Genomic DNA, 13,868 nt, shown 5'->3' on the forward strand with positions numbered 1-13,868 from the left:
GTCAGAGGGGTGCGAGGTCTTGGTAGAGATCAGCATCGCCGCCGAGGACTTGGTGGACCTCGGCGGCGTTGGTCGGGGACCAGTAGGCGCCCCGTCCATCCTTGGCGACGGTGTTGCCGGGGTGGACCAACGCGACCACCAGGTCGGTGCCGCGCAGATCGTGCATCCTGCGCACCGCCGACTGCCAGACGAACCGGGTGTCCTCTCCGACGCGGACGGGGGCGAACGGGTGCTTGCGCCAGAGGCTGATCGGATAGCACAGGCTGGTGCCCGCCAGCCAGGGCCGGGCCCCGGCCGGCCAGGTGTACCGCCAGGCGTGAGCGCGTTCGGGATCCCAGAACAGCAGGCTCCCGGTGCCCGAGAGCTCGGCCCGCTGGGACGCCAGTCCGCGGAGCTGGCTGCTGAGCCGGGTCGGGGCCTGCCAGTCGTCGTCGTCCCAATGGGCGACGAACTCGCCGGTGGCCAGCTCGCAGCCGAGGTTCCGCTTCGTCCCCAGCACGACCGACCGATCCAGACGCTCGTAGCGGACGTTCGGGAGGCCGGTGACGAGGTCGCCGATCGGATCCTCGCCGTCGTCGAGCACGATGAGTTCCTTGTCGGGGTGGTCCTGGCGCAGGAAGTAGGAGATCGCGAGGCCGGCCAGGGCCCGTCGGTCGCGGGTGGGCATGATGCAGCTCACCCGTCCGGCCATCCGGGCAGGGTCGGTCGGAGTGGGCCCGCGATAGAACGCCAGGTCGTCGACCGGCAGGTCGGGCACCGGTGCCGGCGTCCAGCCGCTGCGATCGAGCGCCTGCCCGGCCTGGAGCGACCAACTGTTGCCGGGGTGCCGCACATAGACGTAGTGCTCCCGGCCCGGAATGCGGCTGAGCCGGCCTCCCGCGCGTACGCAGCGGTCGAGGAAGTCGGCATCCTCGGCCAGCGAGCGGTCCAGGAATCCTCGCCGCTCCCACCACCGGCGGGCGAAGGCCATCGTGCCGCCGTAGACGCCGTGCCGCAGTAGCCGGGACTCCAGCGCAGGCGACGGACGCCAGCACTTCCAGTTCGCGGGCTCGAACCAGTCGATGCCGTGGAGCGCGGAGACATCGGCCGTCCCTGCCAGCAGCGGCTCGAGTTGGGCGCTGACCCGTCTCGGACCGTGCCAGTCGTCGTCGTCGAACAAGACGATGAACTCACCGCGGGCGGCTGCGCAGCCGAGGTTGCGGAGGGCGCCGATGCTGTGGCGGTTGCCGGCTGAGGCGTTGACCAGCCGGATCCGCGGATCATCGGGGAGCCGGCCCGCCAACCGGGGCGTCCCGTCCTCGACGATGACGAGCTCGGTGGCGGGGTAGTCCTGGCGCAGGAAGTAGCCGACCGCACGCAGTGCGTACGCCAACCGGTCGTACGTGGGCATCACGCAACTCACCAGCGGCTGGCGGGGTGCCGTCCGGGCAGCTGCCGGGACGGGCCGCGCCGGTCCGTCGGCAGCGCGGCTGGGGTTGCCGAGCCGCAGCTCGATCAACTCGCGGGGGGCGAAGTCGGGGCACTCGTCCCCGAGGCAGTGCGGCCGGTACTCCTCGCGCTCTCCGCGCAGCCGCTGTCCGCAGAACCGGTCCTGATAGAGCCGCCGGGCGGGTCCGAGGGTGCCGCGCTCGTCGACGGATCGTGGACGCCAGACGAAGGCACCGCCGACCCAGACGCCGACGAACCCCGCCCGGGCCGCCCGGACGTTGTAGTCCATCTCCCAACATGGACCCTCGCCGTAGGCCGGATCGGCGCTGCCGATGGCGTCCACCACCTCGCGCCGCACCAGGTAGCAGAAGTCGCCCAGGGAGTGCAGCGGGGCCAGCGTCCGCGCGGCCGTCCCGAACCTGCGGGCGAGAGCCGCCGCCGCAGCCTCGACCCCGCGGACGTTCGGCGCTGCGTCGATGCAGCCCTGTTCGTTCCACGAGCGATTGGTGCTCGGCCCGGCAAGCCCTGCCCCGGTGCGGGCGAGGGCAGCGGTGAGCCGGGTGAGCCAGCCGGGGCCGACCAGGGCGCCGCCCTGCAGCAGGACGATGTGCGGCGCCGGATGCTGCAACAACTCGTTGAACCCGGTAGCTCCGGCGGCGGACAGGTGAACCAGTTCGAAGGGTTCGCCGGTATAACGGGCGAGGAAGGTGGCGCTGCGCAGCAGGGCGTGCGGCTCGGCCGGCGTCAGCCCCACAACCGTCGTTCCCACCATGTCTGGCAACTCTCCGTTGCCCCCATCACGGCGGTGTATGTGCCACGTCACCCGACCCCTCACGGAGGCGTCACGATGCTGTCACCGACACCGGCGGACGCGTGGATGGGCACCAGGCGGTGACGCGCCGGTGACTCCCGTGCAGGAACCTGTCAGGGGAACCCCAGACCGCGACCGGGCGGAGCAGGCGTATGCAGGCGGACAAGGACACCAGGCGGCGAAAGCCGATGCCCCAACCGCAGGAGCAGGCCTCCGCCTCAGCCCAGGGTGCCGCGACCCCGGTCTGGGCGTCCGGACCTGGCATTCGGGTCGGTCCCCGTCGCGGCCCGACGGAGAAGGCGGCCGAGAACGCCGAGGCGGGACATGCGGCGCCGCGGCGTGCGGGGGCGGCGCCCACCGGCCGATCGCCGCTGGCCTCGGACGCGGGCTCGGCCGTCCCAGCTGCTCTGGAACGCGCGGCGGGCGTCGAGGGCGCGGGTGCACGGGTGCACCAGGGCCCGGAGGACCGTGAGTTCGCTGGGCTGCTCGGTGCGCGTGCAGCCACCCACGGCAGGGACATCTTCCTGGCAGAGGGGGAATCCGTCGACGACTCCGCACTGATGCGGCACGAACTGGCCCACGTCGCCGAGGGCGGTGATGTCGTGCGCCTGCGGGCGGCCACCTTTCTCGAGCGCCGGATGTGGAAGGGCTTCTTCGACCACTACCTGCCGCGCAAGTTCTTGGACAACTACATGGACGACACCGGCAAGGCCCTCACCCTGACCCTCCAGGAGATGATCGATTGCAACCCGATCGTGGACCTTCGGCGCAGCACCGTCTTCATGGCGGAGGTGGCGAAGCTCGCTGCTGCCGGTGGTGGCACCAAGAGCATCGTCGCCAAGGGCTGGGGCGGGGCTCGCACCAACGGCACCTTGGGCAACTTCACCATCACCTACACCGGAACCGTTTCGGTGAAGGCGGACGGGAGCTGGACCTTCGTCGGCACCATGACCTTCTACGACTACTGGGACTTCGATCCCAAGGGCAAGAACTCCGGACGGTCCGAGGCCGGCGAGCAGAAGGTCCGGGTGGCAGCGGCGCTCCTGCCGGGGAGGCCGTTCCACATCTACAGCGAATCGGCGGCGGTGAGCCAGACCTCCAGCGATGATCGCGGCTTGTGGGGCAGCATGAAGGCTCCCGTCTCCGTCGGCGACAAGAAGGACCGTGGGGTCGCCGACATCGCCGCCGGCGACGTGGCGGGTGGGCCGGTCGGCGGCGACGTCGGCACCCAGTCCAGTGAGGACCTGAACAAGTGAGGAGGGAGGAGTGAGCGACGATCACCTCCTTGTCGAGCGGATGCTCGGGACCGCGGTCGACCCTGGGTACCCGGTGCGCGTCCACACCTTCGTGGCTCCCGGCGAACTCGACTACCAGGTCCGCTACGCCGCAGTCGACATCCCGATGGACGCACTCCCTGCGCTGCTGGACGCTGCCGGTCTGACGACCGCCGAAGCTGCGGCATACTCGCTCGTGATGTTGCCGTCGGGCTGGTTCACCGAACCTGGCGATCCACCCGAGTGGTGGCCAACAGACCCGGCATCCCTGGCTGACCAGACTGTGCGCCCTGCCTCCCCGAGCGGTTGGCTGGTCGCCGGCCACCAGGGCGGCACGCTGTACGTCCTGGCAACCTCTGCCGGCTGAGGAGTCTCGCCGTCAGCTGCCGGGTGTGCACTTACGAAGCGCGACCCCCAGGAGCGGCTTGAGGTCGCTGTCGGTCTCGACGGACGCTGCCAGCAGCAGGTGCTCGGCAAGAGCCGGCCACGCGAGCAGCGCAGCAGCCTGGATCGCGGCCCCTCGTACGGTGGCGTCCCCGGCCTCGAGACCTGCGACCACAAGCCTGAATAGAGCCTTGTCCTTCTTCGGTCCTGCGGCGAGCGCCGCACGCAGCAGTGCACCGGTGTCGGCCGGGGCCTGTGCAGCGAGAGCCGTGTGCTCACGAACAGTCGGCAGGCCGAGTCTGGCGCCGAACTGAGCTACCTGCTCGGGGGATGCACCGTCACCGACGCTGACGAACGCGGCGGGAATCGCATTGTTGAGGGTCAGGCTCACTCTCCCTGAGCCCAGCTCCTGCGGTGCCCAGGTGTACACCTCGGTGGACGCGCTCAGTCGGGCGTGGTGGGGCGCCGCCGTGCCGCTCGGCCACAACGTGTGCACGGCATCGTCGACCTGCGTGACCGCGTGATCAGTGCTGGTGTCCCCTGGGAACACGAAGTAGAAGTGATCGCCCATCACAACTCCTAACGCTTGTAGTTCTTGAGGAAGACCACCAGCTTCGCCTTGAGTGCCTCCAACTGCTCGTCGGAGGCAGACGGGCTCAGTTTCCTTGCGTCGAGCCACTGTCGGAAGGCCTCGGCCACGCCTGCCAATGCAGATGACCTGTCCCCGAACACATCTTTGTTGGTCCGGACCATCTCGCGCATCCGAAGAAAGATCTGGGCGACGCGGCGCTTTCGCTCGGCTATCGCCTTCTTGTTGAGCTTCTCCTTCTTGGTGAGCTTCCGCTTCTTGTTGTCGGACGCACCGGACGCACTCGCCTCCGTTGAAGCGGCAGAGGCAGCCTTCTTCGGCGCCATCGGATTGTGGGTCGTGAGGTTCTCCCTCGCCAGTCGGCGGCTCGTACTCGCTCGCTTCTCCTCGGGGGTGGCCGCGACCTGGGCCTCAGCGGTCGCCCACGACAGATCCAGGGCACTGGACATCCCGGCTTTACGGGCGCCTTCGAGCTCCAGGATCGTGTCGGTCTTCTCGCTGATCTCCAGGGCGCGCTCCTTCTTGGCGATGCCGTGGTAGCTGTCTCCGCCACGGCCGGCCCGCATGGGGATCACGGTCGTCACGAGGTTTGCCCGTACGTCACCGGGTGTCGTCGATTGCTCGCCCTTCCCACGATGCTTCAGGGAGGTGACTTCCACGCCGTTGGGAGCCGCTGCCTTCCCGACGTATCGTGCTCCCTTCTTGGACGTGCCCCAGCTCACGCCCTCGCCCGTGCTGGCCGCCCTCAGGAACCAGAGCTGGGTCTCGGTCGAGTGATGCCTGAGTGGGTCGTCCTCCGAGAGGTCCTCACCGCGGGCTTCCTTCTCGCGAGCCGCCTCGTACTCGGCAAGGTACTGCGCTTCCGCAGCCTGGAGGATCGGTTCGAGGGCCGCCCCGAGCTCGAGTTGCTGCGCCTTCGTCAACCCGTAGCTCGGATTCACGCGAGCCACCAGGGTCCCGCTCTCCAGTTTGAGCGAGGTCAGTCTGTAGCGCAGCCGCCAGTAGCCGAGCTGGACCTTCAATCGCAGGCTGCCGACCCCCCGGCGGAACATCGCTTCCGCCGCGGGCCCGATCGCCTTCACTGCCCGTTCGAGTCGGTTCTGCTTGGCCTGCTCCTTCGCCTTCTTCCGGCGGGCGGCCTCGGCCTTCGGGTCTTTGCCGCGTTTGGCGTCCTTGTGGGCCTGGCGCTTCTTGCGCCAGTCGGTGACCTTCTTCTTCACCTTGCGGAAGGCACGCTTCAGCTTGGTGACCGCCTTCTTCGCTACCTTCTTGAGCTTGGCGAGGATCTTCTGCGCGATCGCCTTGATCTTGCCGCCGACCTTTGACGCGGGCTTCACCAGTCGTCTCAGCAGCCAGTTGGAGACGAAGTCGATGACGACGATCGCCGCGGCGGCCAGCAGATCGGCGAACTGCGGTCCGGCGCCGCCCTTGGCGACCGCTTTGAGGAAAGCGATGAATTTGCCGAAGGCGCTGAGCATCCGCTGGACGGTGCCCCAGGCCGCCTGCAGACCCTCGATGATCGCCAGCACCGCACCGGCGGCGGGGATGATCATGGCGACCAGCTTCTCGATCAGCAGCTGGATCAGCGCCGTCGGGATCGCGCTCTTGAGCGCCTCGAACACCATCCTTGCGATATCGGCGATCGCGATGCCGCCGTTCTTCAGCACGTTCCAGATGGCGGTGCCCAGCCCGAGCACCTCTTCGAGCTTGGCGTCGAACCACTCCTTGACCGCCTTCTTGAACGCCTTCCACAGATGGTTCTTGACGCCGTCGATCGCGGCAGCTCCGAGGTTGCGGATCCAGGCGACCGGGCTCGCCGCGATGTCTTTGATGATCCCCACCCAGGCGCCGATGGCGGCCGCGATCGCCTTCGCCGCGTTGACCGCCGCCAGCGCCGCCTTCTGGGCAATCCCGACCACGGCCAGCAGGCCCTTCTGGTACAGGTCGAGCAGGAACTCGAAGGCCTTGCCGAGGGCGTCCAGCAGTTTCGTGATGCCCTTCTTGAGCGCATCGGCGAGCTTGTTGACCGCGGCCTCGGCCTTGCGAACCTTGTCCTCGATGAACGCGCGCCACTTCTTGCGCAGGCTGGGGAAGGCCGCCAGCAGGACGTCGCCCAGCGCAATGAGTGCCGCCCCCACCGCCTTGATCAGACCGACGACGGCTTTGCGAGCGCGCTCGATCACAGCGAGCGCGGCCTTCTTGGCCGCGTCGATCGCCTTCTTCACGAGGGCCTTGGCCAGGTCGAAGACCTTGGTGATGGCGTCCTTCAGCGCGTTGAAGAAGGACGTCACTTTGGAGGCGATCCAGCCGAAGATGCCGCCGGACTCCTCGGCCTTCCTGCGCTCGGCCTCCTGCTTCTTGGCAGCGGCGTCACGTTCGGCCGTCTGCTTGGCCTCGCGGGCCTCGACCTCGCCCTTGCGGAGTTCGGCGTCGGCATCCTGGTCGCCCTTGGTCTCCTCCTTGGAGATCTCCGCTTCCGTCCTGGCGACCTCCTGCGTGGCCTTGTCGTTGGTCTCCTTGACCTTCGCGGACTGCTCGGAACTCCACTCGGCCCGGGCCTCGCCGACCTCGGTCGCGACCCGGTTCTTCTCGTCCTGCTGCTGCCTGGCGTTCTCCGCCTTCGCCGTGGCGATCTCGACGTCGCTCTTCGTCTTCTCCTCGCTCACCTTGGCGCGGTGAGCCTCCTGCTCGGACGCCATACCGCCCTGGGCCTTGGCGATCTCGGCGCGCACCTGCGCGCCCTGCTTCTCCTCGGCGATGATGCCCACGGCCTCGTCGTCTGCCGGGGTGGTGAGCCGGGACGCACCGGCGGGTACGGCGATGCTCGGGCGTTCAACAGCCACGCGGGGCGAGCGGTCGCGTACCTCACGCTCGCCCGCCGGTGCCGCGAGATCGGCTGCTCCCTGTGTCCGCTGCTCGGCGATGGTGGCGTCGAGCTCGGCGTGCTGGCCGCCGATGAGGGCGGGGTCTGCGTCCCCGGTCCGCTCCAGCTGGGGCGCTGGTCCGGCCGAGGTGTCGATGGAGGGATCGGTGGTCGGCATGGAGTCGATCGCGGTCGCCACCCGCTGGGCATCCTCGGGCCGGATCTTCCCCTGATCGGAGTCTGCGACGGTGGGGGTCCGGATCGCCGCGGTGGGTGCCGGGCCCGGCTCAGGTGCAGGTGGCGGCGCCGGCGTGGGCTGGGAAGGCCCGCCCTCGATCTTCTCCACCTTGTCGCCGGTGCCGGCCTCCGACTGCTGGACCACCGCCGAGCCGCCGCTGCCATCGCCACCGACCTCCACGATCGGGAGCAGCGCCTGCAGCTGCTCAGCCTCCTGCTGCGCCGCGGTGTCGACAGCGGCGGCCACCCCACCGAGTGCCTGCGCCGCCTGCAGCGGCTTCAGCTTGGCGACGGCACCGAGTCCCGCCTGGGGCGACATGCCGGAGGTGTCGGGCAGCGGGGCCGGCTTCGGTGGTTCCGGAAGGGCGCCGCCGCCACCCCCACCGGGTCCGGCAGGGGAGCCACCGGTTTCGACTGGCTCGGCGAGACCGGCGAGGCCGACATCCCGCTCGCCCCCGGAGAGCTCGCCGCCGGCTGTGGCCTGCCCGGACTCCGCCGCGGTCTCGGCGGCCTCCTGATCGTGTTCGGCGGTTTCCTCGGCTGTGACGCGCTCGTCGCCCTCCTGCTCCTGCCGGGCTTCGACCTGTACGTTCTCCCGTTCAATGGTCTCAGGCTCGGCGTCCGCCTCCGCCGGCTCCGGAGCCGAGGTGGCCTCGGGCTCGGGGGCGGATTCGGGAACCGGCGCCTCGACCCCGGCAGCGGCCTCGGCCCCGGGCACGTCCTCTGCGAGCGGCGCCGGGTTCTCCTCGGGGGGCGCCGGTGCCGCCATCCCCGCGGTCGTAGCCGGAGGCGACTCGGATTCCGCCGCCTCCGCCTCCTCATCCTCCTTGGACTCCGGCGAGGCCTGGTCGAGCCTGTCCTCGAAGCTCTCCTGCTCCGACGACGGGCTTTCCTGGGCAACGGTCGTCGAACCCGTGACAGCCTCACCGGCGTCGCCGACGGACGTGGTGCCAGCCGGCTCGGGCACGGCGTTGGGAAGGGATGCCGGCTCGGTCGTCTGTTCCGATGTCGGGGTCGGGTGTGGGACGGCGGAGGTCAGGTCGGCTTCTGGTTCGGGTTCCGAGCCCCCGGTGCCGTCCGTCAGCTTCGGCAGGCCTGCGCTCCAGGTCGGAACGCGGCCGGGCTCCGCCTGCCGTTGGTCGTCCTCCTCCGGTGCGGGGGTTCGCTCGTCCAGCCGCCGGCTCCAGACCGGGGCACGTCGTCCGGCCGGACTGGACCAGGACGTGCTCGCGCCCTCCGGTTCCCGCGATCTGCGGGCCGGCAACTCGATGAGGGCGCGCTCGGGCATCGCTAGCTTGCGGGCGAGTCGCCCCGGGAGACGGCAGGAACGCGGTGGCCGGCGCCGTTGAGCCCGGCCAGGGGGAAGGCGCCTCCGCTGCGGCGATACTCCCGCCGGATGCCGGCCAGCAGCTCGGCCGAGCCCAACGGATGGCTGCCGTCGACCGCCAGCAGGGTGGCGTGCAGGGCGGCGTTGCGGATCTGGCCACCGGTCAGATCGCAGCGCCGGGCGACCTCGTCGAGTATCCGGGACTCGACCTCGTGGTCGAGGGGGAGGTGGGCCAGGAGGATCTGCCAGCGTTGGCCGGCGTCGGGCGGCAGGAACTCGACGGTCACGTCAATGCGGCGTAGGAAGGCACGGTCGATCCTGCTGGCGGCGTTGCTGGTGATGATGACGATGCCGTCGAAGGTCTCTAGCCGCTGCAGCAGGAAGTTGGTCTCCAGGTTGGCGTACCGGTCGTTGGCGTTGGCGACGTCGGTGCGCTTGGCCATCAGGGCGTCGCCTTCGTCGAGCAGCAGCACGACGTCCAACTCCTCGGCGCGGGCAAGCACCCGGTCGAGATTGCGCTCGGTCTCACCGATGTACTTGTTGACCACGGCGGCCAGGTCGATCCGGTACAGGTCGAGGTCGAGCAGCGCGGCCAGATGCCGCGCGGCCAAGGTCTTGCCGGTGCCGCTGCCGCCCGAGAACAGCGCCCGGACGCCGCGGGTCACGCCCGGCTGCGCTGCGGCCTCGGTAAGGCGTTCGCGATGCCGGCACCGACGCATCAGGGTGTCGAACTCTTCCTGGGCCGGAGGCGAGAGCACGGGCCCGGTCCCGGCCGGCAGCGGCTCGAGCAAGGTTGCCAGCGTTTCCAGTTCCTGGCGACGCAACGTCCGGGTGGCAGCCCGCACGTCCGAGGCGACCACCTGCTCGCGGCCTGCGGCGAGGGCTTGCAGCCGGGCGACCGGCGTGGCCCGCCGGATATTGCCCGGGGTGAGCAGGAACCGCTCGACGATCTCGTCGGCGTCCGCCGACCCGGCCCGGAGTCCGCCCGCTATCCACAGTTGCCGTCGGCGATCCGGTCCAGCGGGCCCCAAGGTGACGGTGAGCGCGTGATCCAGACCAGTCCCGGTCAGGCCACCCGAACGGCCGGCGACCACGCCCAGTGGGCGGTCCAGTCCGCGCAGGGGCGGGAGTTCCAGGGTTTCTCCGGGTCCGGGGTCCACCCGTACCACCGGAAGGACAGGGGTCAGCCTGGTCAGGGCCTCGAACACCTGCCAGGACGGCGCGCCGGCGTCGCCGTCGTGAACCAGCACCTGGAGACCGAGGGTCGCCGCCGCCGCACCGAGCAGCGTGGTCCGGCCACTGCTTCGTGGTCCCCGGACGACCAGTGCGCTCAGGGCGGGGTCGGCGAGGAGGCCCGGCAGGCGCACCAGCAGAGCCTCCTGACCCGGGCCGACAGCCACCTCCGCGAGGGCCGGGAACTCGGTGCGCAGGGTGAGCTGAGGTGGCAGGGTCCGGGGCTCGATGCTGCCGGTGCGCGCCGCGTCCCAGACCGGCACGGGCACCCGCAGCGTCCATTCCGCGCGGGGATCGGCGCTGTTGTCGACCGCCAGGAGGCCTCGGCGCACCAGGTCGTGGCAGGTTGCGGTGACGTCCCCGTCGCTGTCACCCAGCAGCCAGGTGAGCAGGCCGATGCAGGGACGCCGGGCGGGCAGCGGATCCTGCAGCACGGCGAAGAGCGAGCCGTACCTGATGTCCAGCTCGATCAGACCCGCGGCGACCAGGACATCGGCCTCGATCGGCGCGAGCCGGGCGAGCGGGCCACCCTCGTTCGGCGCCGACGGAGCCGGCTCGGGGAGCCAGGTCAGGTCGGGCAGGGTAGCGGCGGTGTCCTGCAGTCGCTCCCGGATCCGCTGCACCACCCGGCCGACAACCTGGTCGATGGGTGCCATGTCAGCTGCTCTCGAAGTGGAAGCTGATCACGCGGCCCAGCTGTGGCACCCAGCCCGGATCCTGGTCGAGGCCCGCCATCCGGACGGCGAAGTCGATCTGGTCGAGGCCGAGGACGACGTCGAGGTGGGTGCGGGTGACCGCCACGAGGCCGGGCTGTTCGAAGCTGTCGAGATCGAGGCCGGCGTCGTCGAGGTAGGCGGCGGCCTGCCGCCACCAGACCGGCCGCCCGCGAGGGACGGCCGCAGGCTCCTCGTCCAGCGCGATGAGCAGCGGCCACAGCGGATCCCGCAGCCGGCGTGGTCGCCGCGGCTGGTGCCGCAGCAGCCACAGCGCGAACCGGGCGAGATCGGCGTAGCCGGCCTCCTCACCGCCGAGGCGCAGGACCAGGTGCAGGAGATAGAGCGCGCTGGCGTGGTTGGTCGCGATGCCGTCCGACCACGTGGTCGGGTTGGGCACGGCGGCGACCGGAAACTGATCGGTGCTGCGCCGGGCCGGCGCCAGTGGTCGTCGGACGGGCACCACCCGCGGGCGTCCCGTGCGCACGGGTGGCACCAGGTTGGCGAGCGAACGATGCCAGGGCCTGCGCCGGGCCGGAACCGGCCGAGCTGCGCGGCCGACCCGCGCCCGGTCGACGGGGCGCGGGGTGAACCCGGCGATCCGACCGTGTTTCGCCCGGCGGATCGCAGCGCCGGCTGGAGCGGTACGGGCCGCGCGGCGATCCGGTTGCTGCGCTGGAGCCGGGATGGGCGATTGCCTGACCACGCGGACGGGTCGCGCGGGCCGTGATTTCGCCTGTCCAGCTTGGGTCCGGCGCCGACGGCCGCTGCCAGGGTGGGGATACGGCGCTGCCGGCGGCGGCCTCCGGCGATCGGCAGGGTGGCCGACGGCAGGTTCTGCCGGGCTGGGTTCGTGTCGTGACGACCGCCGTTCCGACGCCAGCGCCGACGCGGGCAGCAGACGGCCGAGCACCTCCCGCTCGGGGTCGTCGAGCAGGCCGATCGCCCGCTCGACGACCTCCGGGCTGGTGGTTGCGAGTTCGCGCAGCGCCGCCGGCAGCCAGGCGTGGTGTTCGCGCCAGACCCCGTACAGCGGCGATCCTCCATGGCTGCGGGCCCGGCGTAGCCAGGACGTCCAGTACCAGCGGTCGCCGGCCACTCCCTCGGCGAGGTCGCGGGTGATCACCATCAGCGCGTCGACCAGATCGTCGAACACGACCGCCGCTGCCTCCGGGGCGGTGGGGTCGCTGCCCGGCACCGCCCGCTCCATCAATCGCACCAACTTCAGCCGCGCTGCGGCCGGGTCGGCTGCGTCCACCCGCAGCCGACGCACGATCAACACCCGACGATCCCGGGCGAGGTCCGCGGCCGGGCGCAGCAGAACCTCCGCGGCCACTCTCGCCATTCCGGCCGGGGTGACCGCTCGAAGTCGCTCGACGACCAGGTCGACGGTCACCGCCCGAACAGCTTCCCACTGCTGAGCAGGTCGAGCACCTGCTCTTCCAGAAGCAGGCGTGCGGGCATCGTGGTGCGGGCGCCGACCGTCCAGCCGGCGACGAAGAAGACGTACAGCTGGCTCGGCGATCCGCTCGGTGGCGGGGACTCCGGTGGTGGTTGAGTGAGGTCCAGCGGGAGCACCTGGGTGGGCGGGAACAGCTGCTGCTGGACGAGGTAGTAGACGAACGGGGTCTGTGCAGCCCGTGAGGTGGCCCTGGTCTCCCTGAGGTGTGCGCCCAGGTCTGGTCTCAGTCCGGAGGCCGCGTCCTTCTGCTGCGCATCCACCAGGGTGATGTCGGGGGGCGTCGTCGGGACCGGGCGGCGGTGCCATGAATCCCGCAGGGCGAACTCCGCCAGATCCCAGTCGATCAGCCCACCGAACCGCGCCAACCTGCCGAAGAAGGCCTCCGGGACGAACCCCGAGCCGGATCCTGCCTGCAGTGCCGTCCACCGCGCCAGAGCCTGCTCCAGCCAGCTGAGCAGGCTGAGGTACCGGCTTCGCGAGACACCGGCCCCGCCGTCGGCCAGCCAGTCCCTCAAACGCGCCAGGGTGTCTCTGAGCGACTCCAGCTGCTCGTCGAGCATGCCGGCACCGATCGGCAGGAAGCCGGCCGGCGGCAGCAGGCCGAACCGTTCGCTCGCCACGGTGCTGCTGGCCTGGTTCTCCCTGGCCAGTTGGTTGCACTGCGCGGTGAACTGGTGGAACCGAGCCTGCCCCGAGGCGATCCGCTCGTCGCCGGTGAGCAGGCCGAAGGTCGGGTCGGCCGGTTCGGGCTCGGTGATCCGCCGGCGCACCGACCACAGATCGAGGTCGGCGATCTGCAGGCCGTCCCACCAGAAGACCGCCAGCGGCAGGTCGTCCCCGGTCAGATCGAGCAGGCTCGCTGTCCCGGTCGGCACGTGCTTGCCGTACAGCTCGGCCGGCAGTCCGCCCCAGTCGGGGGTGCCGAGGTGGGAGTCGGCGCCCAGGCACCACATCGCCAGCAGGTTGCGGCGATTCTGGGCGGTCACCGGACGTCCGCCGACGGTCGTCAACGCGGGCAGCGCGATCGCCCGGAACTCCAGTCCGGCCACCGTCCACTGGCCGGCGCACTTGCCGCCTTCGGTGCGCTCGGCGGGACGGACCGCCAACAGATAGGCACCGGCCGTCAGCAGCGCCCCGGTGGTGGACGCCGAGGTGGATCCGCAACAGTGGAAGCCGGCCACGTTGGGCAGCTCCGCCTCGGCCAGCACCCCGATCAGCGGCAGTGTGGTCTGGAGCTCCAGGCTGACCGGATCCCCGCTGCGGGTGATCCCGGCGCCGGGGTTGACGGTGAGGGTGTTGCCGCCGCTGCTGCTCGGGGACTCCCGGGTCTGGACGGCGGAGGTCGCCACGGTAAAACCCGAGACGACGCCGTGGCCGGTCGCGCGTCCCAGCAGCCGGTCGCGTGCCCGGGCAGCCTGCTGGTCGGCGGTCAGGTCGGTCGCCGTCAGCACGCGGCCGCTGCGGTAGCTCGGCCACCGCAGCCCGGGCGTGATGCCGGGGCTGGTGGTGTCGGGGAAATGTCCTCCGACGGTGAAGGCGGACATCAC

General features: G+C 70.7%; 8 protein-coding genes. 2 read left to right on the top strand and 6 right to left on the bottom strand.

Annotated elements, in window-relative coordinates; translation table 11 throughout:
- Position 1 precedes the first annotated feature (1 nt).
- Positions 2–2,200 (bottom strand): glycosyltransferase, encoded by a 2,199-nt coding sequence (locus MLP_RS10965; protein WP_197536544.1) that lies wholly within the window; start codon positions 2,198–2,200, stop codon positions 2–4.
- A 227-nt stretch (positions 2,201–2,427) separates the two neighbouring features.
- On the opposite strand from MLP_RS10965, the gene MLP_RS10970 reads away from it, so the two are divergent.
- The gene (locus MLP_RS10970; RefSeq protein ID WP_197536545.1) at positions 2,428–3,495 is read left to right on the top strand and encodes an eCIS core domain-containing protein; all 1,068 of its coding nucleotides are present in this window, start codon (positions 2,428–2,430) and stop codon (positions 3,493–3,495) included.
- Positions 3,496–3,505: 10 nt separating this feature from the next.
- Positions 3,506–3,880: a hypothetical protein gene (locus MLP_RS10975; RefSeq protein WP_013863156.1), complete on the top strand. Its 375-nt coding sequence runs from the start codon at positions 3,506–3,508 to the stop codon at positions 3,878–3,880.
- 12 nt (positions 3,881–3,892) lie between these two features.
- Here MLP_RS10975 and MLP_RS10980 read toward each other — a convergent pair whose 3' ends face one another.
- The 5 genes from MLP_RS10980 to MLP_RS11000 are packed head-to-tail and all read right to left on the bottom strand — an operon-like array spanning position 3,893 to position 13,865.
- Entirely contained in the window at positions 3,893–4,468 is a 576-nt protein-coding gene (locus MLP_RS10980) for a hypothetical protein (protein ID WP_013863157.1), read from the bottom strand.
- A gap of 8 nt (positions 4,469–4,476) precedes the next feature.
- A complete protein-coding gene (locus MLP_RS10985) occupies positions 4,477–8,874 on the bottom strand; it encodes a hypothetical protein (RefSeq protein ID WP_013863158.1) in 4,398 nt (1,465 codons plus the stop codon).
- 2 nt (positions 8,875–8,876) lie between these two features.
- Positions 8,877–10,802, bottom strand: coding sequence for an ATP-binding protein (locus MLP_RS10990; protein WP_013863159.1), 1,926 nt, complete (start codon positions 10,800–10,802; stop codon positions 8,877–8,879).
- A 1-nt stretch (position 10,803) separates the two neighbouring features.
- Positions 10,804–12,255, bottom strand: a complete 1,452-nt coding sequence (locus MLP_RS10995; RefSeq protein WP_013863160.1) for a hypothetical protein — start codon at positions 12,253–12,255, stop codon at positions 10,804–10,806.
- Entirely contained in the window at positions 12,252–13,865 is a 1,614-nt protein-coding gene (locus tag MLP_RS11000) for a hypothetical protein (RefSeq protein WP_041792037.1), read from the bottom strand. The genes MLP_RS10995 and MLP_RS11000 overlap by 4 nt, the downstream gene beginning before the upstream one ends.
- Positions 13,866–13,868: the final 3 nt, after the last annotated feature.

Origin of the sequence: Microlunatus phosphovorus NM-1 (assembly GCF_000270245.1) — a bacterium.
In the GTDB taxonomy this organism is placed as follows: Bacteria; Actinomycetota; Actinomycetes; order Propionibacteriales; family Propionibacteriaceae; genus Microlunatus; species Microlunatus phosphovorus.

What these genes read in the sequence shown, in the direction of transcription:
- MLP_RS11000 (WP_041792037.1), bottom strand. Translation starts at nt 13,865, where the DNA reads ATGTCCGCCTTCACCGTCGGAGGACATTTCCCCGACACCACCAGCCCC.
- MLP_RS10990 (WP_013863159.1), bottom strand. Translation starts at nt 10,802, where the DNA reads ATGGCACCCATCGACCAGGTTGTCGGCCGGGTGGTGCAGCGGATCCGG.
- MLP_RS10980 (WP_013863157.1), bottom strand. Translation starts at nt 4,468, where the DNA reads ATGGGCGATCACTTCTACTTCGTGTTCCCAGGGGACACCAGCACTGAT.
- MLP_RS10965 (WP_197536544.1), bottom strand. Translation starts at nt 2,200, where the DNA reads ATGGTGGGAACGACGGTTGTGGGGCTGACGCCGGCCGAGCCGCACGCC.
- MLP_RS10970 (WP_197536545.1), top strand. Translation starts at nt 2,428, where the DNA reads ATGCCCCAACCGCAGGAGCAGGCCTCCGCCTCAGCCCAGGGTGCCGCG.
- MLP_RS10985 (WP_013863158.1), bottom strand. Translation starts at nt 8,874, where the DNA reads ATGCCCGAGCGCGCCCTCATCGAGTTGCCGGCCCGCAGATCGCGGGAA.